Consider the following 25,329-nt stretch of genomic DNA (forward strand, 5'->3'; position numbering starts at 1 on the left):
TTTTGTTGTTACGAGTAAAACTTATAGATTGTTTGGCTATTCCACGCGGTATTTGCAGGTAAAATACCTTGGTTTTCATGCCATTCTGGATGATTAGGGCCATCTGGGAAATATTGTGTTTCTAATGCCAACCCTGAGTAATTGCCGTAATGACGACTCTTTCCTCTTGTTCCTACCAGAAAGTTACCTGTATAGAACTGTACAGAAGGCATGGTTGTAAAAACATCCATTTTAAGTTCGCCTTCAGGAGCAATCACCGTCGCAATAGGAGTTTTATCATCAATCGCTTTCTTATCTAAAATAAACGCATGATCGTAACCATTTGCGGCTTTTTGGCACTCATCTGCCATAAAATCAAGACCTACACGCTTTAATTTACGAAAATCAAACCCTGTCCCTATTACGCTTGCAAACTCCCCTGTAGGAATATTGCCTTTACCATTTTTTAAATAATGAGTCGCACAAATTTTTAAATCATGCTCAAGTGCAGTGCGCGCAGTATGTTCACCCGCAAGATTGAAATAAGCATGATTAGTTAAACTTAATGGTGTCGTTTTATCACTCATCGCCTGATAATCAATACACACTTCATTATTATCTGTCAGTGTATAGGTCACGCTTACTTTTACAGTACCAGGAAAACCTTGGTCACCATCATTTGAAATTAGTGAAAAAGTGACGGATTGAGAAGATTGCGCGGTGATCCCCCAGCGAAGATGGCTAAAGTTTTGCTTACCACCATGTAAGGTATTTTTACCTTCATTCGCACTAATTTTATATTCTTGCCCCTCTAATACAAATTTTGCCCCTGCAATGCGATTAGCAAAACGCCCAACCGTTGCACCTAAATACGCGGTTTGTTGTTTATGGGCATTCATATCCGCCGAGCCTAATAACACATCTCGACGATATCCATTAACTGGTACAATACAGGTTAACCAAGTCGCACCAATATCCATTAAAGAGATAGACATACCAAAACGATTTTTAAGCACTACTATTTGCGCAGGTTTTCCATCTGATGCGGGTTGTGCTGTCATTTGTTCAGGTTCAAGAAAACGAAGCTCATTAGTCGCCATTATTTTGCCTCCGAATAGCCCGCTCCTTGGCTTGCAGAGCAGACATAGATAGTTTCTTTTAATCCCGTTTTAGCTTCGTATTGCGCCTTAACAGAGTCAATGACTTTATCAACTAAATCTGGTGTCACTAATGCTACGACACAACCGCCAAATCCACCACCAGTCATTCTTACACCACCACGATCACCAATCACCGATTTCACAATTTCAACCAATGAATCAACCTCCTTGACTGTAATTTCAAAATCATCACGCATTGAGTGATGTGATTGCATCATCAGTTGACTTAATGTTGTTAAATTACCTTCACGCAAGGCGTCAGCCGCTTCTAATGTACGGCTATTTTCAGTAATAACATGGCGAGCCCGACGATAAACCACGTCGCTCATTAATGCTTTTTTAGCAAGTAGATCCTCTAATGTGGCATCTCTTAATGCAGTTACATTTAAAATCTGAGCAGCTTCTTCACACTGTTGGCGACGAGTATTGTACTCACTATCAACTAACCCACGCTTTTTATTAGTATTGATAATCATCACAACCATATTTTCGGGCATTGTCACTGCCGACGTTTCTAATGAACGACAATCAATTAATAGTGCATGATTCTCTTCACCACAAGCCGAAATAAGCTGATCCATAATGCCGCAGTTACAACCCACAAATTGGTTTTCTGCTTTTTGGCCATTTAATGCAATCTCTTTTTGGCTAATAGGTAATTGATAAAGTGTTTTAAGCGTTTGACCAATGGCGACTTCTAACGCAGCAGAAGAACTTAACCCTGCGCCTTGAGGGACATTTCCGGATATCGCAATATCCATACCATGAAAAGAATAGTTATCTTGTTGTAGAAAATGAATAACACCTCGAACGTAGTTAGCCCACATTTTATTAGGTAAAAACTCAATGGTATTATCGAGGCTAAATTCATCAACTTCATTTTGGTAATCAACAGCAATGACACGAATAATATTATCTTCTCGTTTTGCTGCGGCAACGACCATTTGATAGTTAATTGCACAAGGTAAAACAAACCCATCATTATAATCAGTGTGTTCGCCAATAAGATTTACCCTACCAGGCGCTTGAATAAAATGTGTAGGTGCGTAACCAAAAATAGATGAAAATGAACGAGTCACATTATTAATAAGTGCCTGCATAATAAATCCTTAGCTTAAAATTAAGTAATATACTCAAAATCATTTGAGTTGCAGATAGGCGGCAAGCAAAGATATCCCGATGAGCATACTCATGTATGTGATTCGGGTAGCTGAGCGTAGCCAACACCTCTGCAACTTGAAGGATGAGGGGTATAAAAAACCCACCACATCATTATGTAAATAATAAGATGCTTGATTTAATTTATTTCGTGCGCAAAAAGCAGATTAATTAAAATACCTTGCTATATTGCATGGTCATTAACGTTGCTTTTTATAATGAATGTCACTTACTTGACGTAAATTATTCGCGGCTTGTTCTGGCGTTAGATCTCTTTGCGATTCTGCCAGCATTTCATATCCCACCATAAATTTACGCACCGTGGCTGAACGTAATAATGGCGGATAATAAAGCGCATGTAATTGCCAATGATCGATATTTCTATCATCTTTAAAAGAAGGCGCAAAATGCCATCCCATTGAATAAGGGAAAGAACAGTGGAATAAATTATCATAACGACTTGTTAATTTTTTCATTGCAATAGCAAGATCATCTCGCTGAGCACTATTTAATTCACTCATTCTTCGAATATGCGCTTTAGGTAATAACATCGTTTCATAAGGCCAAGAAGCCCAATAAGGTACTACCGCCAGCCAATGCTCAGTTTCAACTACGGTACGACTTGCATCTTTACATTCAGCATCGACATAATCGATTAATAGATTTCGCCCGTATTTTTCAAAATAAGCTTTTAATTGTGCATCTTTTCGCGCTAATTCATTAGGTAAAAAATCACTCGCCCAAATTTGCCCATGAGGATGAGGTTGAGAACATCCCATCGTTTCGCCTTTATTCTCAAATACTTGAACCCAAAGATATTCTTTGTTGAGTTCTTCTATTTGATTATCCCAAGTATCAACGATTTTACGTAAGCTACTGACGGATAATTCAGGAATAGTTTTTCCATGATCAGGTGAGAAACAGACAACTCGACTAATTCCTCTTACTGCTTGAGTTTGAAATAAAGGATTTGATGAAGGCTCAATATGATATTCGTCTTGCAACAACGCAGAATGGTCATTATTAAAGACATACGTTCCTGTGTAATCTGGATTTTTATCGCCAGAGACACGGGTGTTATTTGGACACAAATAACAGTGAGGATCATAAGAGGGAAGTGTCGCAATCTGAGGCTTTTCATCTTTGCCATTCCAAGGTCGTTTCGCTCTATGTGGTGAAACTAAAATCCACTGGCCAGTTAACGGATTATAACGACGATGAGGATGTTCAACAGGATCAAAAATCAGTTTCGACATAGCCTTCTCTCTTATTTATTCAAGATTATCTGAATACTTTACGTCTTATTTCAGATAACCATTTGGGTTTTGTAACTGCCAACGCCAAGCATCCGCAGCCATATCATCAATTGAACGAATGGCTTTCCAGTGTAAATCTTTCTCTGCTTTTGCAGGGCTTGACCAACATTCTGCAATATCACCAGGACGACGAGCTTGTAATTGATAAGGAATAGGTTTACCGCTAGCTTTACGAAATGCTTCAATCATTTCAATCACGCTAGTACCGTTACCTGTTCCCAAATTATAAATATGTAAGCCCGCTTTTTTACCTAATACATTTAATGCTGCGATATGACCATCTGCCAGATCCATAACATGGATATAATCACGAACACCGGTACCGTCTTTTGTCGGGTAATCATCGCCAAAAACAGCCACTTGTTCACGACGACCAATTGCCACTTGAGCAATATAAGGGGTTAAGTTATTTGGAATACCTTTAGGATCTTCCCCCATCGTACCTGATGGATGCGCCCCTACTGGGTTAAAATAACGCAACAAACTAATAGACCAACTTTCATCAGCAATAAATAAGTCAGATAAAATGCGCTCAACCATATATTTACTGGTACCATAAGGGTTAGTCGTACCCCCTACTGGCGAATCTTCAGTGATAGGAACCGCTTGCGGATCACCATAAACAGTTGCAGATGAGCTAAAAATAATGCTTTTTACGCCCGCATCACGCATACAACGTACGAGCACCAATGTGCCATTAACATTGTTGTCATAATATTCAATTGGCTTCTGGACGGATTCACCAACCGCTTTTAATCCCGCGAAATGAATAACAGACTGAATAGAATGCTTAGCAAAAATTGATGCTAATAGCTGCTCATCACGAATATCACCGTTATAAAACAGAGGGCGTTTACCTGTTAGGGCTTCAACACGATTAAGTACTTCTTCATTCGCATTGCTAAGATTATCGTAAATAATCGGTGTCATGCCTGCTTCAATCATTTGTACGCAAGTATGACTACCGATATATCCCATACCACCTGTCACTAATATTTCCACATTCACCTCTTTTGATTCAAAGGAAAAGCGCAAGACGGTTTCTGTTCACTGACACAGAGTTTAGCAAGATCAACAAAATCATTTCGTGATCAAACCGACATTTAGTGTAAACGTTTACACTCTTTTGGCGCGCTTTAAATTTTTATACAACATCCTAATTTAAAATTGTATTACAGTAATCCAATAGAATAAGTAACACTATATCTCGCCTTAACACTAAAAATAATACACATTAAAAGTAAACGATTACATCTCATTTAATGCGCTAATTATATGATAAAACTGACATTCAATGGGTTTTATCATACCTTATTAACTTCCTCGCTAATATGTTTAAGCGGAGTAAGAACACTCCCCTCTAAATAATTCGGGGAAAAACGAGTCAACGACTACATACAATAATCACCATTAATAAACACGTTGAATATATACTCTAAATAATTCAAGGCACAGCTAGGCGACAAGTAAATGAGTTGCTAGGAGCATACATTAGTATGTGACTAGTGCGAATGAACGCAGTGTATGACGAGTATTGAAGTATGTGACTAATGCGAGTGAACCCAGTCAACAACGCTGTAGTTTGAAGTATGACGAGTATATAAGGAAAATATAATGAAACCGATTGTCGTGCTATATCAAGATCTTCCTGAAAAACTGTACAAAAAACTAGCTGATTTTGCTGATATCAAACAATTTAAAACGCTCTCTTTAGACTCTAATGATTTTCGTTCCACATTGGCAAATGCGTCAGGACTCTTAGGTGCTGGTGGCAACATCGATGAAAATTTTATTAATCAAGCACCTCATTTAAAAGCCGTTTCAACGGTTTCTGTTGGCTATGACAATGTTGACGTTAATGCACTCACTAAACGTAATATTAAACTAATGCATACTCCAACCGTATTAACAGACACCGTCGCAGATACCATGATGGGATTAGTACTTGCCGTAGCAAGACGTATTCCTGAACTTGCTGATAATATTAAACAAGGCTTATGGATCAAAGGTATCACACCTGATTGGTATGGCACTGACGTTCATCATAAAACCATGGGTATTATTGGAATGGGGAGAATAGGCAAAGCTTTAGCACAGCGCGCACACTTTGGTTTTAATATGAATATTCTTTATCACTCACGTACAGAATATACAGAAGTAAATGATAAATTTACTGCAAAGCATTGCACTTTAGAGACCTTATTACAGCAATCAGATTTCGTCTGTATCACGTTACCATTAACACCAGAAACGCATCATTTAATGGGACAGAAACAATTTTCGATGATGAAACCTGACGCTTATTTAATTAATGCAGGGCGCGGAGCTGTGGTGGACGAATTGGCACTAATCCATGCATTAGAACAAAAAGAGATCGCAGGTGCTGGACTTGATGTTTTTGAAAAAGAACCTCTATCTTCATCTTCACCTTTATTAACGATGAAGAATGTCGTTGCTGTTCCACATATAGGCTCTGCAACAAAAGAGACTCGCTATGCGATGGCTGAATGTGCAGTAGATAATCTGATTGCGGCGCTAAGTGATCACATAAAAGAAAACTGCGTCAATTTCTAAAATAGTAAATAGCGTTTTTTTAGATACAAAAAAGGTAATGAAAATCTATCATTACCTTTTTTATTAGATGTGCAAATCAGTTTAAGCAGGATCAACGTGAGCCATCACACTCAAGATCTGTTTATTTTGCAAAACCTTATTACGTGCATTAACAACAATCTCGTGACTTTCATTAACGGTGAGATCACCTTTAATTTCAAGATGTACATCTACGAGTAAATAATCACCTGAACGACGCGTCTTTAAATCATGAACGCCTTGCACGCCTGGAGTTGAAACCAGCATCTGTTTAATCTCTTCCAGCGTCTCTTTATCAGCCCCTCTGTCCATTAAATCCTGTAGAGCTTGATAAGTAAAACGCCATCCCATACGACCGACAAATAGTCCGACAATTAATGCTGCTAATGGGTCAAAAAATTTAAATCCAGCCAAACTTCCGATAATACCAATCGCAACAACTAATGAAGAAGCTGCATCAGAACGCGCATGCCAAGCATTTGCGACTAACATATTTGAGTCCACTTTTTTTGCAACAGCAAGCATATAGCGAAATAATCCTTCTTTAGCAGCTAATGCAAGTAAAGCCACATATAAAGCAACACTATGAACTTCAGGAATAGTAGAGGGATCTAAAATTTTATGAATGGCAGAAAACACCATTCCTAAACCAACAATTAATAAAATCGTCCCAAGAATAAGTGATGCCGCATTTTCATAACGAAAATGCCCATAAGGATGATCAGCATCAGGTTGTTTCTGACTACCTTTATTGGCAATTAAAACAACAAAGTCAGCAATAAGATCAGAGAGTGAGTGAATGCCATCGGCAATTAAACCTTGAGAGTGTGAAAAAAAGCCCACTGTAATTTGCCAAATGGATAAAATGATATTGACAAAAACACTCACTAACGTGCTTTTCTTAGCTGCCTTAAATTTTTCAGACTGCTTATTATCAGCCCGATCCAACTCAATATCATCAATGTGATTATGTGTCATAATAATAATCTTATTTGGTTTTAAATAGCCTACTCTATTGCCATAAATAAATAGAGTTCCATAGGTTATTTCAGGTTCCATAACTCATTGGTGAGGATAAAGGACGACTCTGAATAACAATCCAGTTTAGGGACTAAGATTGCTGTCCAGACATCATATTGAGATGTCATTGTCTATTAATATGCCATATTTAAATCTTTCTGTCTCTTATTTTTATCAATAAAATCTTATAGATACAGAACAATAATATAATTGATAATCATTCTTTTATGCATTTTCTATTTTTAATGAGAAAAAGAGAAATTTATTTTTAACATGACATTATTAATTGCTTCCCTGTCAACGAGTTAAGGTATATAACTTATTTTCATTATATTGTTAATATTATTTCAGACTGTTTTTAATTTTTAATGCTTAATAATGTAAAGTAGTAAATAATCATTCTCACTCTTATTTAAAACACAGATCACAGCTATTTTTTACTATTAGGCGATAATGGTAAATATTTTAAACTAACGCTAAGTGAGGTTTGTAATGTATAAGAAAATCCTAGTTCCCATTGATATTTTAGAAGATGAACTTTCTCAGGAACTAATCGCTCACATTGAACAAATAGCAAAGGTGGGTAAACCTGAGATCCACTTCCTCACCGTTATTCCTAATGCTGAACTTTTCTTTGGTATCGAGTTTGCTGCTATTCCTGAAAAATTCAAAGACTCGTCAGAACGTACTCGTCTTGCTTTTGTTGCACTACAAGAAATGATTAAAGATGCAAAAATTCCTGATGAGCAAATTATATGTAATGTTGGTGTTGGTAACGCAAAAGATGAAATTTTAGAATATGCCCGCCATATTGATGCTGATTTAATTGCGATTGCGTCACATAGACCTAATGTTTCCTCTTATTTATTAGGCTCAACAGCATCATCAATTGTACGCCATGCCAAAATGTCAGTTTTAGTTATACGTTAATATTTAGCTTAAATAACAATAAAGCCCTTTGTCTCAACAACAAAGGGCTTTTTAGCAAATGATGGTCTATTTTAAATCAGATTGACTGTTATTTTTTAACTGAATCTTGAGTAGTCTCAGCCGCTGACCAAATGCGATATTTCACATCAACATCTTTTGGTGCATAAACAACGATAGGTAATTTGCTGTTATAGCGGATAAAGGCATCTGATCCCATATTTGCCTGTACAAAGGCATCTTTTTTCGTATTGTCAGCACATCCCATCATTGTTGACATTGGGCCATTTAAATCGCCAACAACATAATAGCTATAACCCCAACCTTCTAAATTCTTTTCATCTAAATCCGCACCAAACCACTGATGGTTGCAATCTACTTTAAGTTCTTTACCAATAATTAATTCAACTTGGTAATTGCTTTCATTATCTTTTTTCTCTAATTCGATAACATGACGAACTTGATTTTCTTGAGCCTTAGGATAAGGTGCAACTTTATCTAAACTGTCAGTAGCTTGTGCACACGCAGATAAAGACATTGCGGCTACTAAAGATAATATTACTTTGTTCATCACTCTCTCCATTTTTACAGCGAACACTTCGCCGTTAACAAAATTAGTCAGATGTTTTTATTGCTCATTATCTGAATACTAATATTTTTAGTGCTTGAATGCTAACATCTTAGTAAATAGTACTATGAGTGGATAATTCTGAATGTTTTAAAAAGAAAAATCACGTTTTTTCATGAAATGTAAATTTGTGATACATCACCGTGCAGATAAGCTATCTATGATTATACTGAAATAGAGACCCAATTTCTTTTCATAGGAGGTTATATGTTCTCAGATCAACAAGCCCTTGTTTCTCAATTAAGAAATAGTGATCCCCGCTTTGAAGCTCTCTACGATAAACATCATCGACTCGATCAAGAAATTGCTAAATTAGAAGGTCCTAACGGAGCTGGCTATAACGATGAAGTTGCCAAACTAAAAAAAGAAAAGCTTCATCTTAAAGATGAAATGCAAAAAATACTTCAACGATGTGAAAAATAAGGCTCTTTTTAAGCGATGATAATCTGTCATCGCTTTTTATGATTAAAAACAAAGATACTACCCCATAAAGATGCATAATTAATGTATCTTTTATTTTTTAGGGGCTCAATATGTCATCAATACATGGTCATGAAGTTTTGCAAATGATCCTTTCTTCAGAGACTGCATTTACTAAAACATCGCTAATTGATGCTATCCATAAACAATTCGGCAATGACTCACGTTTTCATACTTGTTCAGCTGAAAATATGACAGCGACTGAATTAGTTGATTTCTTAGAAAGGAAAGGTAAATTTATTCCAGCAGAAGGTGGATTTACAACGAGTGAAAATAAGATTTGTCATCATTGATAGATATACAGTTTTAAAGCTCGATTGCCAGTGATTTCCTTTTCTATATCATTGGCTTTTTATATAAACAAATAAAAAGCCAATTCGTTCTGACAATCGTAATTACTTTATTTACTACATTTTATTCATCGTCTGTTTGCAACCAGCCATCATCTTCCCAAACGCTTTGAATAAGTTCCATTATGTGTTCATGCTTCGTTTCATCTTTTATGCCTGTAACTTGAATCGAATTCATGCTGCTAAAGGCAATACGAAACTGCATATCTGGATATTCTGGAATGATCTTTTTTCTCAGTTCGTGTTCTAAGAGCGGAAATAATGAGTCGGTTATCTTAGATTGTTTATTAAATAAAATTTCCACACGCATTGGTTTCACCATTTAAAGGCAAATAGACTGTATATAAATACAGTATTATATTCTAAGAAAAAAGAAAAGCCTTTTTAGTAAATTTTTTATTATTACGCATTAAATAATATTTTAGCGTCTCTATCGGCTTAATGATAAGATGCATAACAAATGCAACATACAACTAAGAGAGAAAAGTATGTCAGGAAAAAGAATAAATCGTGAAAAAAAAACCATTCAAAAAATGGTTCACCTTTATGCTCATTCACATCCTGAAGCTGACTCAGATTATTATCAAAAATTAATCAATTATTCCTATAACCGATTAGATAAATGTCGTTATGGTGAAGACAAACCCGCTTGTAAACAATGCCCTATCCATTGTTACCAACCAGCAAAACGAGAAACAATGAAACAAATCATGCGTTGGGCTGGTCCACGAATGTTAATTTATCATCCAATCTTAGCAATACGCCATCTTATTGACGATAAAAAACCTGTTCCTCCACTTCCTGAAAAAAAACGCACTATTCGTTCGACTGAAAAGTAAAATCGGATTTCTTCAAGCGGTATAAAACATGCTCAGCGAGAGGATGGGTCTTATCTAATGCTGGATGAAAGAAATTATCAGACTGATGCATACCTAGTTTTTGCATTACACCTTGAGATGGAAGGTTTGAAACCGCGGTAAAAGCAACAACTTCCTCTAACTCCAAAGTCTCAAAAGCAAATTTAAATACAGCTAACGCCGCTTCATAAGTATAACCTTTTCGCCAAAACTTTTTCGCAATCCGCCAACCAATTTCTATGCAGGGATTAAATGGCAAAGGCGCTGCTGGAATATTTAATCCAACAAAACCAATAAATTCTTGAGTCTCTTTTAATTCAACTGCCCACATTCCCCATCCATTTTGTTGAACAAATTTTTCACGGATAACCTCAACCATATTATCACTTTCTAATTGAGATAAAGTGCAAGGAAAATAGCGCATCACTTCAGGTGAAGAGTTGATTTCAGAAAAAAATGGCGCTTTATCACTCTCACGCCATTCTCTTAGGTGTAGTCTGGGAGTATCTAAATTCATCGTTATTCTCTGTTTATATAAAATTAAGATAATAGCGATAAAATAGGATAAGCAACGAACAATGAAAAGAAAAATGGTACTTTATTTTTTGTTTTCTTTTAGTTGGTTTTCTACTGGAGCAACAACTTTATCTTTATTTGCATTAGAGCTTTCTTTTATTGAAACAACGCGTTGTTGAGCAACTGATTTTGCTTGATGTTCAACTTGCTCTGATTGCCCAGTAAAAATACCACCACGCTTAATAGACATACTGCCACAACGGCTCGTACCACGTAATTCACCATGCTCTAAAATATCTAGGTTATTAGCAGCACAAATTCCTTTTACAAAACCGTCAATAATAATATCTGGTGCTGCTAATTCGCCTTCAACTTGTCCCGCATGCATAACACGAATAACGCCATCTTTGACATTAATATTACCAGCTACTTTACCCCAAATTTGGATATCGCCTTCAACATTAATATCGCCTTGGAATACCGTTCCTTTTGCAATAATCGTGTATAATTTCTGCTCTGGCATCGGTTTTTTCTCTTCTGTTATTACTGGTGCAACAGGCTCTGCTGCTTTTGGTGTTTCAGTTTTACGACTAAACATAGCGGTTTTTTTTAACCTCAACGTCATATAATAAATAATAATGCTAAAAATTAGGATTAGAATAATCAAAAATTCGCCTGCCATTTGATAACGCCAAAAAGCAATTAAGGCAAGAGTCCAAATTATCCATATCCCGCTGAATATAATATTTCGCAGTGTTCGCTTATTCTCCATAATTAGCTATATCCTTATCTCCCTGACAATAAATACACTTATGCATTCACCATTCTAATAAATAGATGGCAAGCATAATGCCAGCAATAAGCCTATTATTACCTTTTAGTTTTTTGATTTGTTCCTTAGACTAAATAATATTTAATTAAACACAAAGATTATCTATTTTAATCACCAAACTTTAATGTAAATAAATTATGAGTAGCAAACACTTATCTAGATAAATATTTCGCATTAAAAATTAACATTTTATACTTATATTCTTTTTTTATAAAAATATTGTTCAAAAATATTTATTATAAAGCCGCAGAACAATCTAATTTTTCAAAATAAAAATATGAGACATCTGTCACAGTAAAAATGGAAATGAAAAATTACCAAGAAGAAATCAGATTTAAGTGTGAGATTTATGTTTATTTTTTGTTAACATTAATCTTTACTTATCCATTTTTATAACTTATGTTAATATAACAGGGAAAACTAGTTTTCTTTTTTAGTTTTAACTTACATTTTATAACTTTATCTTTTCAAATAAAACATAACAATCAAACAACAAAATAACCACAATAAAAAACAATGATTATACCTATCTTTTAAATTCATCTATTATTTATTTACACTGTAAAGAAAACTAAGTAAGAATAACTCCATGTTATATATAAACTTTAATACTTTAAAAAATAAGTGTAAATTATTGATTACACAAATGCACTTACCATTCTTTATTGCCTAAAATAAAAATTTTTTCTTATTTAATTTTCTTTTGCAATTTATACCAAACCCCATTAAATTAACAAAATGACTTATCTTAAATTAGCAAAACAAAATGCAGTGTCTAATATCTAAAAAAAAACATCATCAAATTAAAGAAAATAGTCTCCTTTTTATTTTTAATAGCACTCAATAATAAAGAAGTGTTTTTATAAATGTTCTTATATTTATCATTATAAAAATACAGTGATACTCATATAATAATTTCTGGGCGAATTATGAATACAATGCAATGTGACAAAAAAATCAAAACGATTGTGCGATTCAAAAAAAATCTTTTTTCTATCCACAATATCAAATACTAGAAAATGAACAAAAAGCCCTCTTCCTTATTCGGAAAAACACACTTATTTTGCAAAACTGTACGGATACAATCACAGCAAACCAAGATCAAGTTCTTTTTTTACAACAGGGCAATTACACATTAAAAACACAAGGTACCGATCCTGTAGAGATTATTGCGATACCCCTTTCAGATGATTTCTTAAGAGATTTCATGTCAAAATACAACGATATTTTGTGTAATATAGCAAGGGATGAAGAATTTTCTAGTGCCTTTATTTGTTTTCAAAACTCTCCTCTTATTCACTTTTGTAGCAATGGTTTTGAATATCTCACCGCCCAATCCTGCCCTGAAGCGTTCACACGGTTACGAATTGAAGAGCTTTTAATTCTTTTACTGTCAACAGAACAAGGGTCAGATTTAATGGCATTATTGCGTCAACTCAGTCATCGCCAAGTTGATCGCTTGAAAATATTTATGGAAAAAAATCATTTAAAAAGTTGGAAGCTAAAACAATTTGCCCGTGAATTTGGTATGGGGTTAACAACATTTAAAGAGCTTTTTAACCACGTCTATGGCACATCACCAAGAACATGGATCTGCGAAAGAAGAATTATTTACGCACATCAACTATTGCTGACTACTGAAATGAGTATTGTTGATATTTCTATGGAGTCAGGCTTTTCAAGCCAATCTTACTTTACACAAAGTTATCATCGTCGTTTTAATATGACACCAAGTAAAGCGAGAAACATCAGATTAAAATTATAAAAAATCCGACCGAATATCATAATATCTAAAAGTCATTCATAGTTAGAATACTTGAAATTTATTCTTATGAGTGAGTTCTATATCGTGATCAAAGAAAATAAACATACCCCACAAGCCCATTATTATGACTATTTAGCTTTACTGAAAAAAATGATGGCAACCAGCGATAAAAAAACTGTAGATGATTTGTTTGATCTACAGTTTTCTTTGCAGTCTAATAAAAACGGCGACACTGAATGTGATGTTAATGCACATCAGATAAAAATATTATCTCGAGTATTATGTCGTGAAAGCTTAGACAATTTATTGCAATCCACTTGGTTTTTACGAAAAAAATACTGTTTTGTTGATATCACTAAAGAAGAAATTCGTGATGTTGTTAGCGTGGCACGTTCATTTCATACGCAACAAGCAAATTCTACGTTAACCCCAATGGATTGGGATAAATCATTGAGAGCTACTGTCAATATCAATGAACATATGCGCTTAATTCAAGCTGTTATAAAGCCTCTATTTATTTGGTGGGTTCAGCATATTACCCCTCAACTATTCACACTTTATAAAACTAAAAGAGAGCTAGAGTCTCAAATTAAGCAGTGTGAAAATATTAAGTCATTCGAAAGAAAACAGCTATCAAATACAAGTGATTCTTTTTTATCTTTAGATGACATCAATATCAAACTAAATGCAGATAAAGTCCGACTAATTGTGATTAATGATCTACTACAAAAAGATATTAAGTTACTTTTAGAGAATTGGAAAAATGAACCGGTATTTAATCTTGAAATTAATAACACACTAGATTATATCCAAGGTGTAACACCACACTCAGAATTGATAAAACCGCTATGGAATATTTTAAACAGTATTCCTGAAAATCCTGAAAATTGTCAAAGTTTAAAAATTTGGTTATTAGAAAGAGATCTTTGCTTAAAGAACGATGAATTTTTATGGCGATAATAAAATTTCAGCTCTTCTCTAAATAAAAAGAGAAGAGCTGATGTTAACTTTTAATTATTCTATTTAATATCTAAGATTTCAATTGTCACAATAGACATGGACTCTGGAGGCACTTGCCCTGGAACACCATTTTTCCCATAGCCACCACCTGGTTTTATATAAATTTTAGCTTTACCATTGATGCCTGCTTTGGCAATAAAGGTATTCAATGGTAGTGGTAATTGGCGATAAGGCAAGATAAGAGGCTTAGCTTTATCATAATTAAGCGTCACAGTACCATCCGTTAGCTCTTCATGCATAGTAAATACAACTGTTTTGCCCGCAATTGATGTAACGGGTTTACCCTGTTTTAAAATTTTAAAATAGGTATTGTCGTCATATTGTATGTAATTCTGTTTTTGGATCTCAGATAAAATGGATTTATTACGCTGGGCATTATCTTTTCCAATAATCGAATAAGCATAAGCAAGTTGCCCTGCAATCATTTGCCCTTCACCCGCCATTTTCTCAAGCTGCTCTTTTAGCGTTTTATTTTCTTTTAAAATATTACTAGTATCTGTATTAACTTTCGCTAATTCAGCATCTTTTGCTTTAATTTGCTCATTTAATTTAGCAATAGATTCTGTTTGCTGTTGCTTTAATGTACTAATTTGCTGTGTGCTTTCTGTATTTTGTTTTTCTAATTGTACTTTCGCTTCAGCTAATTGAGCACTCAACTTATCTGTCGTATTTTGCTTTTCAGAGAGTTGTTTTTCTAGCAATGCTAACGTTTTCTCACTTTCTGTTTTGCTCGTGGTGACTTGAGCTAATGCGATATTATTCTCTTTAAATTGTGTATCTAATGTTTGATATTTATTCGATAGCTCACTTTGCGCTTTCTCTAACTTAGCTATCAGATTATTTTTATCAGTAATTAAACTATCAACGGCTTTTTCACCCGCAGATAAGCTCTTTTTCAGATCAGCTAATTCAGTTATTTTATTATCTAACTGTAATTTTAATTCTGGAATTGCTTTTAGTTTTTCATCTGCCTGCTCTTTTTGTTGCTGGACAGCTAAAAGCGTTTTATTAAGTTGAGTTTGTTCCTGATTATTTTTTTCAACCTGTGTTTGTAATTGTGCTATTTCTTTACGTTGTTCCTCAACAAGTTTGCTATTAGCATCTTGTTGCTTTTCTGCTTCTGCTACTTTTAATGCAAGTTCTTTAGATAAATCTTCACGTTCTGACGTGATCTTCAATAATGTGCTTTGTAATTTATCTATCTCTTTTTTCGCAGAGTCATCTTTTAGCAAAAGTTGAGCCTGTGCAAATTGAGTCTGCACATCTTCTTTCTCTTTCTTTATTGTTGCTAATTGATTTTGTACATCTGTGAGTTGTTTCGTTAATTTATCTTGCTCAGTCGTTATTGTTGATAACGAATTTTCTAATGTTGCTATCTCTTTATTTTTTGCTGCTTCTAAATTAGCTAATTCTTGTTCTTTTTGCTTATTGTTATCATTCAGCAATTGCTGAGATTCAATATACTGAGCTTGTATAGCTTCTTTTTCTTGTTCAATTTTAGCAAGTAGTGCCTGCTTTTCATTTAATTGGCTAATTAACTTCTCTTGCTCTACTTTTATGCTTTCAAGTGAACTTTGTAATTTATCAATCTCTTTTTTGGCGCTATCATCTTTTAACAGAGCCTGAGCCTGTTGATACTGAGATTCTAATTGCTCTTTTTCTTGATCAAGCTGAGTATATTTCGCCTCTAAGCTTTTAAGTATTCCTGCTTGTTTTTCAAAATCTTGTTGCTGTTTTGCTAACTCTGTATTTTTTACTGTTGTAGCTTGTAATACGTTCTCTTTTTCGGCTAATTGCTTAACTAATAAGTCACGCTCTTTTTTTATTGTTTCCAAATCACTTTGTAGCTTGGAAACAGCTTGTTTTAACGAGTCATCAGTAAGTAAGTTATTCGCCGTAGCTAATTTTTCTTCTGTTTCAGCCAGCGTCAATTCGAGTTGTTTAATTTGGTTATTGGCATTTTGAAGTTTTTCCAAATGCTCTTTTGTTATAGCTGCCTGTTCAGTGTATTTTTGATACAACCTTTGGTATTTATTTCTCGTATCAGCTAAACGATTTAATAGCTCTTTATTAAAAAGAGGTTGTTTATGATCGAGTACAGAGCGATTGAACTGATATGCAAAGTGAAAAGGGATGGCCGTAACAGAATAAAATGTTCCTGGAATAATATCTAACAAGAAGTTGTCATTACGTTGAGACCTTGTATAACTCTCTTTTGAATAAAGAGCTAACGGGTTATAAACCGTTGCATTATTTCGGTAGCTATAACGATTAAGATCCTCTGGTGTAAATTGTGGTTTAATCGGAACAAATGAAAGCAACGGCGTTAAATAACGAGTGTAATCACTCTTTAATTTTGAATAACTGGCGGGTAACACAGGGCAATTTTCTGCCAGCGTGATATCAGGAGTCTTAACAGGTTCGACTGCCTGATTATCTGTTTTAGCTCGCGTAGAAGGTTTAACTCGTTGCTCTGGTTTTGTTTGTTGAGTCGCTGTTGTGGTGCGGTTTACTCCACGATTAGCCTGACCAGCTCTCGTTGACGATGAAATTGTAGCAGATGTTTTAGGCTCAATTTTAATTGGCTCTTGCGTTTCAAAATAACGGTCAAAATCTTCAATAACAGAATTAAACTCATTATTGGCAAACGATAGTGTTGGAAACAGCATAAAAGCGAGACAAACACTCTGCTTTAATTTCATAGTAATTATTCACCTAATTTTTTTAATGTCGAATTAACTGACATAATCGACAAATAGCGAACTTTTGCACATAAAACTTCTGTTTTTGATTCAATACTCATTTTCAATAAATCTAAGCTATCTTTACTTGCTGTACCTTGAACACTACGGTACATCGCATTGATTTCGCTAATTTCTTTAAATGAGCTCATCATGGATTGATAGTCAGATGGAGAAAAAGTTTTCAAAGAATCAAGTTGTTTGATGCAAGCGCTTTGTGGTGCTAGCCCCAATTTTCTTGCATCTACGCCATTATCAGCAGGCTCTGCTGCAGGCGCCATAGAAAGCGGTTGTGCAACAGCCACTGGTTGAGTAGTTGCTACAGGCTGTGTGGTTTGTGTTAGCGCTGGCGTTTCAATTGGACGAGTGTGATCAGTCCACGCACACCCAGATAGGGCGAGGACGCTGGTTGCCATAAATACAGCGAGGACATTCTTTTTATTTTGTAATAAGGACATCATTTTTCCTTAATTCCGATCAGACTTAAATAAGAGCATATGAGTTGTCGCATTTTAAGCCATTTTATTATAATTTTCTATTACCTACTGCATACTAAATAAATAGGCTAACACCCTTGGTTGCAATGAGTGTTTCTATCATTTCATTTATTTTTTCTTAAAACACTACTTACATCACACTAAATACATCAAATATTGAATATCGGATTTATTGAGTAAAAATGTTGTCATATAAACTGATCGTTTTTTATATTGATGGAATAATACCAGATAATAATAAAAATAATAATACTAATTTTATCATTTATTTACGTAATTTACGTGTAAAAAATACCCTTATATTTTGTTGCTGTTTTTTAATACCGAGATAAAATCAAAAAATGAATATCTAATATCGGTATTGATATTCATTTTATCCTTCCAAATAGGAGAACTAAGATGAGTCATTTTAAAATTGGTATCGTTGTCGGTAGTTTAAGAAAAGATTCGTTTAATAAACAAACAGCACATGCTTTAATTAAGTTATTTCCTCAAGAATTTACCTGTCAGTTTATCGATATTAGTGCTCTTCCTCTCTATAACCAAGATGATGATAGTCATACCCCTTCTTCTGTTATCGATTTCAAACAACAAATAAAAGCATGCCAAGGTATCATCTTTGTCACACCAGAATATAACCGCTCAATACCTGGTGTACTTAAAAATGCGATAGACCAAGCTTCTCGCCCTTATGGAACGAATGCTTGGAATGAAATTCCAGCCGGTATTATTGGTGTTTCAATTGGTAATATTAGTACGGCAATAGCTCAACAGCATTTACGTAATTCGTTAGCCTTCTTAAATATGCCGACTCTAAATCAACCTGAATGTTATCTAAAATGGTATGACGGAATGGTTGAGAATGGGCAGTTTTCAGAGAAAACAGCAACTTTTATGCAAAACTGGGTTGATGCATACGTGGCTTTTGTAAAGCAAAATAATCAATAATCAATAATCAATAATCAATAATCAAATAAACTAAAAAGAGCTTTATGTGAAAAACATAAGCTCTTTTTTTAAACATCAAAGTTAATTTAATTTATTTGGTTATAATATCTCTACTGACAAATAAAAGTTTTAACATTTTATAGATAAAAAGTGATAATAATCTTGCTCACTTCAACATTTAATAACAAAAGACAAAAATAGATTATCTTTAAAAGATATACTTTATTATTACAATTAAAAACTGTTTATTATACAACCAAAAATAAAGTGATTTAAATAGAATCGGGCTTGAGATCAAATTTAATCATTTATCTTATTCGTTCTAAAGTCAGAAAATATCAATAGACTTCAATCTACTACCACATATAAAACTTAAAATTTGATAATTATTTTTAATAATTTATATTAGGTAAGAACGTTAGCCATAATGTGCGATACATATCTAAATAATATGCTTCTATAATTGTGATAAACAAAAAAATTATCTATATTATTCATCCATTAAATACTGGCAGATAAATCATGGATAAAAATTTAAAAGAAATTGAATGTGAAATTGCTGCTCTAAAAATTGTTATCAAATCTTTACTTTCCACGCTAAATGATAAACAACGAAGAGATATGTTGGGCAATATATCTATAGTGCTTGAGGATACATCTAACAAATACCCTCAGCTTAATGAAGTTATTAACTTAACTGAGCAATATGTGAAAAAGCTTATTCAAACCTAATGAAAACGATATTTTCTATTGCTATTAAATTTATCCCCTAATTCTTATAGGGTACTAATAGTATCCTATTGATTATTTTGTATAGGATATACTGTGATTTTTCTTTCATTAACACAACGCTAAGTTAAATTTACTGAGTGTCTATTTCCTACATCTCAAATATCCTCACAGTTACTGTTCTAACGAAAAATGCGATAAAGTTGTATATTCTTTTATCAATTTAATTTTTTCTTGGATTTAAATAAACAATTAATTAATATAAAAATAATTTATCACACAGCAATAAATTGTCGTTCTTTTGAGGATCTTATGGAAAAAAATTGTCAATATAGAGTATGAAATTGCAGCAGTAAAAGTAGTTCTAAAAGCCTTGTTATTGACTTTGACAGATAAACAAAAAGAAATAGCGATCCACGATATAAATAAGACCATCAATGATGCTTATATCGATCATCCTCAATACCAAAATATTATAAGCAAGACCGAACAGTATATAAAAAATACTCTAAACATTAAAGCAACATTCTTTATCGCCCTCTCTATTATTATTTATATTAGAGAGGATTTATATCTACATCTTTAAAAATCAAATCGCTTAAAGCTTTAACATAATCATTGATTGATTATGAAAGTTGAAATAAAAAGTACTTTTTAATTGATTGAGTATAAACGAAATAACATTATTATTTATGGCTCACTTAATTTTAATAATGATTTTCTGTTCCTCATGAGAAAATTTATAAACCATTATCCTTTCAATACTCAATCAGTGACCAAGTTAAACTTATTTCTAATTTTAAATAAAAGCACGAATAATAAGAATTTAAATTTTAAATTTATTATGTTTATGCGTCTAAAGAGTAAAAACTTACCACCTTAGACACACACTTTCTGAATATTTGCTATATCAACGATGAGCAAGATTGAATTTTTGTACCGATAACTGTAATTCTTCGGTTTGTCTTTCTAATGAAATAGCTGCCGCTGAAACTTGTTCAACTAAAGAAGCATTCTGTTGTGTTACACCATCCATTTGAGTAATAGCTACACTCACTTGGCCAATACCTTTACTTTGCTCTTCAGATGCAATAGTGATTTCTTTCATTATTGACGTTACCTGCTTAACTCCCGTCAAAATGTCTTCCATCGTGTTTTCCATATCACTCACTAATTTTGCACCTTTTTTTACACGCGCTGTGGAATCAGCAATAAGGACTTCAATCTCTTTAGCGGCTTTGGCACTATCTCCTGCTAAATTACGCACTTCATTGGCGACAACCATAAATCCTCGACCATGAGCCCCTGCTCTTGCCGCTTCCACTGACGCATTTAAAGCGAGTATATTTGTTTGAAACGCAATGTTGTTAATGACATTGATGATATCTGCAATCTTACTTGAACTATTAGAAATCCCGTCCATTGTTGTCACAACAGATTCAGCTAATTCATTGCCTTTTTCAACAGTCACTGATGCAACTTCAGCCAACTCTCTCGCTTGATAAGCATGTTCCATGTTCTGGTTAACAGCAGCTGTTATCTCTTCCATACTTGCTGCTGTTTGCTCTAATGCCGTTGCTTGCTCTTCTGTACGAGAAGCTAAATCGTTATTCCCTTTGGCTATTTCAGATGCGCCACGATAAATACTATCACTTCCCATTCGGATCGTACTTACCGCTTCATGCAAACTATTTTGCATATCATTTAATAACGGTATTAATCGCCCAGCACAGTTATTACCAAAAGGTTCTAGTGACTGACTCAGATCACCTTCTGTAATTTTCACAAAATGTTGGCGAATATTTTCGAGTGGTTTTTGTAACATAGCGACTAAATAACGATCAGTGAGGAGCAGAATAATCCCTCCTAAAATGACACTAATAATAATAACAATTTGTGTCACCTCAATAAGGTTATCCACTTCTTCAATCGTACTATCAATTTTTATATTTGCGGCATTATTAAAGTTTTCACTCACATTACCTAATTCTCGACTCAACGCAGGTGTTACATTTTTTGCATGATGTACATATTGCTCTATAGTGCCATTGAGCGCTAATTCCATCTGCTTTTTTACTCCTTGTTCAAAAAGTGCTTGCCATACGTCCATTAGTTCTTTTGATACTTTTTCATCCATCGGCCCTGGAGAAACAGATTTCATATACGAGATCTGTTTTCCCATATTTTCCATCGCCAATTGTACTTGCGTAAAATCGACGTCTTTGCCTTCTGCTTTTTCCTCAACGAGACGATTTAATCGAGAAGTGAATCGAAAATACTGATCATTTCCCTGACTGAGTGCAGCCATTTGTTTTATTATTTGATTATCAGATTGATTGCCTTTGGATATTTGCTCTAGCGCCCATGCGCTATAAAGACTGACACCGCCAAATAGCACACATAAAGTCCCCAGTATGACTAACATCATCAGACGAATAGTAATGTTACGAAGTTTCCGCATCGAATTTCTCAACTAACAAGATAAAGTAAGCCCAATAGGGCGTAATGTACTTTTATCGACACTTTTTCAATTTATTTTAATTTTTTACTAAAGTTTTTTATAAATTAGTTTTTTATTTTCTATACATAAAAAGAGTTAGATGAAGGAAGTAAAAATGTTACTTATCTATCATTTTTTATAATTTGACATGAGAATAATAAATTCATTTAAAATCAACAAACTATAAAATTAGTGACTTGAAAAACAAATAAGAAGTATTAAAGAGATAAAAGGATAATTGAAGGGGAAAATAAGGTTTAGAATATTCTTAAATTAGCTAAATGAAGATAAATTTTGAATGGTCAATATTGAGAGTATATTTGAAGAAAAAATAAGTTGGAGCGGGCGAAGGGAATCGAACCCTCGTATAGAGCTTGGGAAGCTCTCGTTCTACCATTGAACTACGCCCGCATTCGATTTTTTTGATTATACGCCTCCTTGATTGAACGACAATCCCCTTCTTATTTAAATGATTATTTAATCATCAAAAAAAAGATAACCATTTGTTTTAAAAAACAATAAAGCCACCTTTCGGTGGCTTTATAACTATATTGATATTCGTTAATGCTATTCGCTAATTAACCATTTATTTAAAATAACAGTTATTTAAAATAACAATTATTTATTAGGGCGCATTGCCGGGAATAAAATAACATCACGAATAGTATGGCTGTTAGTAAATAACATCACCATACGGTCAATACCAATACCTAAACCTGCAGTTGGCGGTAAGCCATGTTCTAATGCCGTGATATAGTCATGGTCGAAGAACATTGCTTCTGCATCACCCGCTTCTTTTTGGCGAACTTGATCTTCAAAACGCTCTGCTTGGTCTTGTGCATCATTTAGTTCTGAGAAACCATTACCAATTTCACGACCACCAATAAAGAATTCGAAGCGGTCAGTAATAAATGGATTATCATCGTTACGACGAGCCAGTGGAGAAACTTCTGCTGGGTATTCAATGATGAAAGTTGGTTGAATTAAGTGGCTTTCTGCAACTTCTTCAAAAATTTCACACTGAACACGACCTAAGCCCCAACTTTTCTCAATCTTAATACCAATAGATTGAGCAATAGCAACCGCTTTATCCATATCATCAAGATCAGCCATTACGGTTTCTGGACGATATTTGCAGATAGCTTCTTTCATGGTTAATTTGGCAAAAGGTTTACCAAAATCAAACTCTTGATCACCATATTTCACTAATGAAGAGCCCAGTACATTTTCAGTTAATGTACGGAATAATTCTTCAGTTAACTCAATCAAGTCGCGGTAATCTGCATACGCCATATAGAGTTCCATCATGGTGAACTCTGGGTTATGACGTGGTGATACACCTTCGTTACGGAAGTTACGGTTAATTTCGAATACACGATCAAAACCACCCACAACTAAACGTTTTAAATATAATTCAGGTGCAATACGTAGATACATATCGATATCTAACGCATTATGATGGGTAATGAACGGACGCGCACTCGCTCCACCAGGAATGGTTTGCATCATTGGCGTTTCAACTTCCATAAAGCCTTTGTTCACCATAAATTGACGGATACCCGCCATGACTTGTGAACGAATTTGGAAAGTTTTACGCGATTCTTCATTAGAAATCAGATCTAAATAACGCTGACGATAACGCATTTCTTGGTCAGCTAAACCGTGGAATTTATCTGGTAATGGGCGTAGTGCTTTCGTTAATAAACGCACTTCGTGACAATGAATACTTAGTTCACCCGTTTTCGTTTTGAAAACACGACCGCGAGCACCTAAGATATCGCCGAGATCCCATTTTTTAAATTGCTCGTTATAGATACCTTCTGGTAAATCATCACGAGAAACATAAAGCTGAATACGACCACCCATGTCTTGCAATGTAGCGAAAGATGCCTTGCCCATAATACGGCGAGTCATCATACGACCTGCAATAGAAACTTCCACATTTGCTGCTTCTAACTCTTCTGCACTCATTGCATCATACTTTTGATGTAATTCGTCAGACAGCGCATCTCTGCGGAAATCATTTGGGAATGCGTTACCATTATCACGTAAAGCGGATAATTTTTCGCGGCGTGTTTGCAGTTCGTTATTTAAATCAGGTGCCTGCTCCGCACCTTGTTGCTGTTGCGACATGTTTTTCCTCACAGGCCCGCTTTTAAGCTAGCTTCAATAAATTTATCAAGATCACCGTCTAATACTGCTTGTGTATTACGCGTTTCCACACCAGTACGTAAATCTTTAATACGTGAATCATCAAGAACATAAGAACGAATTTGACTACCCCAGCCAATATCGGACTTGTTATCTTCCATTACTTGCTTGTCTGCATTTTTCTTCTGCATTTCCAGCTCGTATAACTTCGCTTTCATCTGCTTCATTGCCTGATCTTTGTTCTTATGCTGAGAGCGATCGTTTTGGCATTGAGTAACAAGACCTGTTGGAACGTGGGTAATACGAACCGCAGATTCTGTTTTGTTAACGTGCTGTCCACCCGCACCCGAAGCACGATAAACGTCAATACGTAAATCAGCTGGATTGATTTCAATATCAATATTGTCATCAACTTCAGGGTAAATAAAGGCAGAACTAAATGAGGTATGGCGACGGCCACCTGAGTCAAACGGGCTTTTACGAACTAGGCGATGAACACCTGTTTCTGTACGTAACCAACCATAAGCGTACTCACCAATAATTTTGATAGTCGCTGATTTTAATCCTGCAACATCACCGTCAGATTCTTCAATAATTTCTGTTTTAAAGCCTCTTGATTCAGCCCAACGTAAGTACATGCGCATCAGCATACTTGCCCAATCTTGCGCTTCTGTACCACCAGAGCCCGCTTGTAAATCAAGGTAGCAATCCGCACTGTCATATTCACCAGAGAACATACGACGGAATTCTAATTGCTCAAGCTTTTTATTTAAACCATCTAATTCAGCAATAGCTTCGTTAAATGTTTCTTCGTCATCAGCTTCAACCGCTAATTCAAGTAAACCAGAAACGTCTTCTAGTCCTTGCTCTAACTGATCGATTGTTTCTACGATAGCCTCAAGAGATGAACGCTCTTTGCCTAATGCTTGTGCCCTTTCTGGCTCGTTCCATACATCAGGTTGTTCTAATTCAGCGTTAACTTCTTCTAAACGCTCTTTCTTGGCATCATAGTCAAAGATACCCCCTGAGAACATTCGTTCTTTCAGAGACTTCTTCAATTTGGTGTTTTACGGGGTTGATTTCAAACATATTTTTTCGTCTTTATGTTGTTTTCAAAAACAATTGGAATAAATTTTGAACCGCATATTGTAACGGATATATCA

At 34.7% G+C, this 25,329-nt stretch carries 23 protein-coding genes and 1 tRNA gene; 9 read left to right on the forward strand and 15 right to left on the reverse strand.

All coding sequences use genetic code 11. From position 1 onward, the window contains the following. Nucleotides 1–8: 8 nt before the first annotated feature. From galM to galE, 4 genes are all read right to left on the reverse strand, one after another. Nucleotides 9–1,079, reverse strand: coding sequence for a galactose-1-epimerase (gene galM / locus ACWPWK_RS04610; protein ID WP_109371030.1), 1,071 nt, complete (start codon nucleotides 1,077–1,079; stop codon nucleotides 9–11). Continuing rightward, nucleotides 1,079–2,239, reverse strand: a complete 1,161-nt coding sequence (gene galK, locus ACWPWK_RS04615) for a galactokinase (protein WP_109371032.1) — start codon at nucleotides 2,237–2,239, stop codon at nucleotides 1,079–1,081. Before galK ends, galM begins: the two co-directional genes overlap by 1 nt. Nucleotides 2,240–2,497: 258 nt before the next feature. Further along, complete coding sequence (locus ACWPWK_RS04620; RefSeq protein WP_109371034.1) at nucleotides 2,498–3,553, reverse strand: UDP-glucose--hexose-1-phosphate uridylyltransferase; 1,056 nt, start codon at nucleotides 3,551–3,553, stop codon at nucleotides 2,498–2,500. 45 nt (nucleotides 3,554–3,598) lie between these two features. After that, the gene (gene galE / locus ACWPWK_RS04625) at nucleotides 3,599–4,615 is read right to left on the reverse strand and encodes a UDP-glucose 4-epimerase GalE (RefSeq protein WP_109371036.1); all 1,017 of its coding nucleotides are present in this window, start codon (nucleotides 4,613–4,615) and stop codon (nucleotides 3,599–3,601) included. 612 nt (nucleotides 4,616–5,227) lie between these two features. Between galE and ghrB the strand changes: the two genes are divergently transcribed. Further along, nucleotides 5,228–6,187: a glyoxylate/hydroxypyruvate reductase GhrB gene (ghrB, locus tag ACWPWK_RS04630; RefSeq protein ID WP_109371038.1), complete on the forward strand. Its 960-nt coding sequence runs from the start codon at nucleotides 5,228–5,230 to the stop codon at nucleotides 6,185–6,187. Between the two features lie 81 nt (nucleotides 6,188–6,268). On the opposite strand, the gene ACWPWK_RS04635 is transcribed toward ghrB, so the two are convergent. Beyond that, the gene (locus ACWPWK_RS04635) at nucleotides 6,269–7,183 is read right to left on the reverse strand and encodes a cation diffusion facilitator family transporter (RefSeq protein ID WP_109371479.1); all 915 of its coding nucleotides are present in this window, start codon (nucleotides 7,181–7,183) and stop codon (nucleotides 6,269–6,271) included. Between the two features lie 534 nt (nucleotides 7,184–7,717). Here ACWPWK_RS04635 and ACWPWK_RS04640 point away from each other — a divergent pair. Then, nucleotides 7,718–8,155, forward strand: a complete 438-nt coding sequence (locus ACWPWK_RS04640) for a universal stress protein (RefSeq protein WP_023581562.1) — start codon at nucleotides 7,718–7,720, stop codon at nucleotides 8,153–8,155. 88 nt (nucleotides 8,156–8,243) lie between these two features. Here the strand turns inward: ACWPWK_RS04640 and eco are convergent, their stop codons facing one another. Then, on the reverse strand, nucleotides 8,244–8,735 hold the full coding sequence (eco, locus tag ACWPWK_RS04645; RefSeq protein WP_023581561.1) for a serine protease inhibitor ecotin: 492 nt from the start codon (nucleotides 8,733–8,735) through the stop codon (nucleotides 8,244–8,246). A gap of 252 nt (nucleotides 8,736–8,987) precedes the next feature. On the opposite strand from eco, the gene ACWPWK_RS04650 reads away from it, so the two are divergent. Next, nucleotides 8,988–9,203 carry a DUF465 domain-containing protein gene (locus ACWPWK_RS04650; protein ID WP_109371040.1) on the forward strand — a complete coding sequence of 72 codons (216 nt, stop codon included), beginning with the start codon at nucleotides 8,988–8,990 and terminating at the stop codon, nucleotides 9,201–9,203. A gap of 110 nt (nucleotides 9,204–9,313) precedes the next feature. Further along, on the forward strand, nucleotides 9,314–9,553 hold the full coding sequence (locus tag ACWPWK_RS04655) for a YecH family metal-binding protein (RefSeq protein WP_023581559.1): 240 nt from the start codon (nucleotides 9,314–9,316) through the stop codon (nucleotides 9,551–9,553). 121 nt (nucleotides 9,554–9,674) lie between these two features. Here the strand turns inward: ACWPWK_RS04655 and ACWPWK_RS04660 are convergent, their stop codons facing one another. Then, nucleotides 9,675–9,920, reverse strand: a complete 246-nt coding sequence (locus tag ACWPWK_RS04660; protein WP_036934877.1) for a DinI-like family protein — start codon at nucleotides 9,918–9,920, stop codon at nucleotides 9,675–9,677. A 178-nt stretch (nucleotides 9,921–10,098) separates the two neighbouring features. Here ACWPWK_RS04660 and ACWPWK_RS04665 point away from each other — a divergent pair, with 178 nt between their 5' ends. Next, on the forward strand, nucleotides 10,099–10,449 hold the full coding sequence (locus ACWPWK_RS04665; protein WP_109371042.1) for a nitrous oxide-stimulated promoter family protein: 351 nt from the start codon (nucleotides 10,099–10,101) through the stop codon (nucleotides 10,447–10,449). Here the strand turns inward: ACWPWK_RS04665 and ACWPWK_RS04670 are convergent. Beyond that, on the reverse strand, nucleotides 10,427–10,984 hold the full coding sequence (locus ACWPWK_RS04670) for a GNAT family N-acetyltransferase (RefSeq protein WP_109371044.1): 558 nt from the start codon (nucleotides 10,982–10,984) through the stop codon (nucleotides 10,427–10,429). The two genes, ACWPWK_RS04665 and ACWPWK_RS04670, sit on opposite strands and share 23 nt — an antisense overlap. A gap of 81 nt (nucleotides 10,985–11,065) precedes the next feature. Then, nucleotides 11,066–11,581, reverse strand: a complete 516-nt coding sequence (locus ACWPWK_RS04675; RefSeq protein ID WP_244184991.1) for a bactofilin family protein — start codon at nucleotides 11,579–11,581, stop codon at nucleotides 11,066–11,068. 1,297 nt (nucleotides 11,582–12,878) lie between these two features. On the opposite strand from ACWPWK_RS04675, the gene ACWPWK_RS04680 reads away from it, so the two are divergent. Then, nucleotides 12,879–13,580 (forward strand): helix-turn-helix transcriptional regulator, encoded by a 702-nt coding sequence (locus tag ACWPWK_RS04680; protein WP_454208413.1) that lies wholly within the window; start codon nucleotides 12,879–12,881, stop codon nucleotides 13,578–13,580. Nucleotides 13,581–13,664: 84 nt separating this feature from the next. Next, entirely contained in the window at nucleotides 13,665–14,540 is an 876-nt protein-coding gene (locus ACWPWK_RS04685) for a T3SS regulon anti-activator ExsD domain-containing protein (protein WP_244184992.1), read from the forward strand. A 59-nt stretch (nucleotides 14,541–14,599) separates the two neighbouring features. Here the strand turns inward: ACWPWK_RS04685 and ACWPWK_RS04690 are convergent, their stop codons facing one another. Together ACWPWK_RS04690 and ACWPWK_RS04695 are read right to left on the reverse strand one after the other, a co-directional pair. Beyond that, the gene (locus tag ACWPWK_RS04690; RefSeq protein WP_109371052.1) at nucleotides 14,600–17,302 is read right to left on the reverse strand and encodes a sugar transporter; all 2,703 of its coding nucleotides are present in this window, start codon (nucleotides 17,300–17,302) and stop codon (nucleotides 14,600–14,602) included. Nucleotides 17,303–17,307: 5 nt separating this feature from the next. Beyond that, nucleotides 17,308–17,799, reverse strand: coding sequence for a hypothetical protein (locus ACWPWK_RS04695; RefSeq protein ID WP_244184993.1), 492 nt, complete (start codon nucleotides 17,797–17,799; stop codon nucleotides 17,308–17,310). 438 nt (nucleotides 17,800–18,237) lie between these two features. On the opposite strand from ACWPWK_RS04695, the gene ACWPWK_RS04700 reads away from it, so the two are divergent. Together ACWPWK_RS04700 and ACWPWK_RS04705 are read left to right on the forward strand one after the other, a co-directional pair. After that, nucleotides 18,238–18,786 (forward strand): NADPH-dependent FMN reductase, encoded by a 549-nt coding sequence (locus tag ACWPWK_RS04700; protein WP_109371056.1) that lies wholly within the window; start codon nucleotides 18,238–18,240, stop codon nucleotides 18,784–18,786. Between the two features lie 522 nt (nucleotides 18,787–19,308). Further along, on the forward strand, nucleotides 19,309–19,518 hold the full coding sequence (locus ACWPWK_RS04705; protein WP_109371058.1) for a sigma-S stabilization anti-adapter protein IraP: 210 nt from the start codon (nucleotides 19,309–19,311) through the stop codon (nucleotides 19,516–19,518). Nucleotides 19,519–20,425: 907 nt separating this feature from the next. On the opposite strand, the gene ACWPWK_RS04710 is transcribed toward ACWPWK_RS04705, so the two are convergent. The 4 genes from ACWPWK_RS04710 to prfB all read right to left on the reverse strand — a co-directional run bounded on the left by ACWPWK_RS04710 (nucleotide 20,426) and on the right by prfB (nucleotide 25,255). After that, nucleotides 20,426–21,976, reverse strand: a complete 1,551-nt coding sequence (locus ACWPWK_RS04710; protein WP_109371060.1) for a methyl-accepting chemotaxis protein — start codon at nucleotides 21,974–21,976, stop codon at nucleotides 20,426–20,428. Nucleotides 21,977–22,352: 376 nt separating this feature from the next. After that, nucleotides 22,353–22,426: transfer RNA gene (locus ACWPWK_RS04715), tRNA-Gly, on the reverse strand. Nucleotides 22,427–22,633: 207 nt separating this feature from the next. Further along, nucleotides 22,634–24,148 (reverse strand): lysine--tRNA ligase, encoded by a 1,515-nt coding sequence (gene lysS, locus ACWPWK_RS04720; RefSeq protein ID WP_109371062.1) that lies wholly within the window; start codon nucleotides 24,146–24,148, stop codon nucleotides 22,634–22,636. An 8-nt stretch (nucleotides 24,149–24,156) separates the two neighbouring features. Beyond that, a protein-coding gene (prfB, locus tag ACWPWK_RS04725; RefSeq protein ID WP_109371064.1) for a peptide chain release factor 2 occupies nucleotides 24,157–25,255 on the reverse strand; the annotation gives its coding sequence in 2 pieces (ribosomal slippage) (nucleotides 24,157–25,179 and nucleotides 25,181–25,255; 1,098 coding nt in all). Nucleotides 25,256–25,329: the final 74 nt, after the last annotated feature.

Source organism: Proteus sp. Marseille-Q3619, from assembly GCF_965283115.1.

Coding starts and splice junctions, on each gene's coding strand:
- galM (WP_109371030.1), bottom strand. CDS start 1,079: ATGGCGACTAATGAGCTTCGTTTTCTTGAACCTGAACAAATGACAGCA.
- galK (WP_109371032.1), bottom strand. CDS start 2,239: ATGCAGGCACTTATTAATAATGTGACTCGTTCATTTTCATCTATTTTT.
- ACWPWK_RS04620 (WP_109371034.1), bottom strand. CDS start 3,553: ATGTCGAAACTGATTTTTGATCCTGTTGAACATCCTCATCGTCGTTAT.
- ghrB (WP_109371038.1), top strand. CDS start 5,228: ATGAAACCGATTGTCGTGCTATATCAAGATCTTCCTGAAAAACTGTAC.
- ACWPWK_RS04635 (WP_109371479.1), bottom strand. CDS start 7,183: ATGACACATAATCACATTGATGATATTGAGTTGGATCGGGCTGATAAT.
- ACWPWK_RS04640 (WP_023581562.1), top strand. CDS start 7,718: ATGTATAAGAAAATCCTAGTTCCCATTGATATTTTAGAAGATGAACTT.
- eco (WP_023581561.1), bottom strand. CDS start 8,735: ATGGAGAGAGTGATGAACAAAGTAATATTATCTTTAGTAGCCGCAATG.
- ACWPWK_RS04650 (WP_109371040.1), top strand. CDS start 8,988: ATGTTCTCAGATCAACAAGCCCTTGTTTCTCAATTAAGAAATAGTGAT.
- ACWPWK_RS04655 (WP_023581559.1), top strand. CDS start 9,314: ATGTCATCAATACATGGTCATGAAGTTTTGCAAATGATCCTTTCTTCA.
- ACWPWK_RS04660 (WP_036934877.1), bottom strand. CDS start 9,920: ATGCGTGTGGAAATTTTATTTAATAAACAATCTAAGATAACCGACTCA.
- ACWPWK_RS04665 (WP_109371042.1), top strand. CDS start 10,099: ATGTCAGGAAAAAGAATAAATCGTGAAAAAAAAACCATTCAAAAAATG.
- ACWPWK_RS04670 (WP_109371044.1), bottom strand. CDS start 10,984: ATGAATTTAGATACTCCCAGACTACACCTAAGAGAATGGCGTGAGAGT.
- ACWPWK_RS04675 (WP_244184991.1), bottom strand. CDS start 11,581: ATGTTTAGTCGTAAAACTGAAACACCAAAAGCAGCAGAGCCTGTTGCA.
- ACWPWK_RS04690 (WP_109371052.1), bottom strand. CDS start 17,302: ATGAAATTAAAGCAGAGTGTTTGTCTCGCTTTTATGCTGTTTCCAACA.
- ACWPWK_RS04695 (WP_244184993.1), bottom strand. CDS start 17,799: ATGTCCTTATTACAAAATAAAAAGAATGTCCTCGCTGTATTTATGGCA.
- ACWPWK_RS04700 (WP_109371056.1), top strand. CDS start 18,238: ATGAGTCATTTTAAAATTGGTATCGTTGTCGGTAGTTTAAGAAAAGAT.
- ACWPWK_RS04705 (WP_109371058.1), top strand. CDS start 19,309: ATGGATAAAAATTTAAAAGAAATTGAATGTGAAATTGCTGCTCTAAAA.
- ACWPWK_RS04710 (WP_109371060.1), bottom strand. CDS start 21,976: ATGCGGAAACTTCGTAACATTACTATTCGTCTGATGATGTTAGTCATA.
- lysS (WP_109371062.1), bottom strand. CDS start 24,148: ATGTCGCAACAGCAACAAGGTGCGGAGCAGGCACCTGATTTAAATAAC.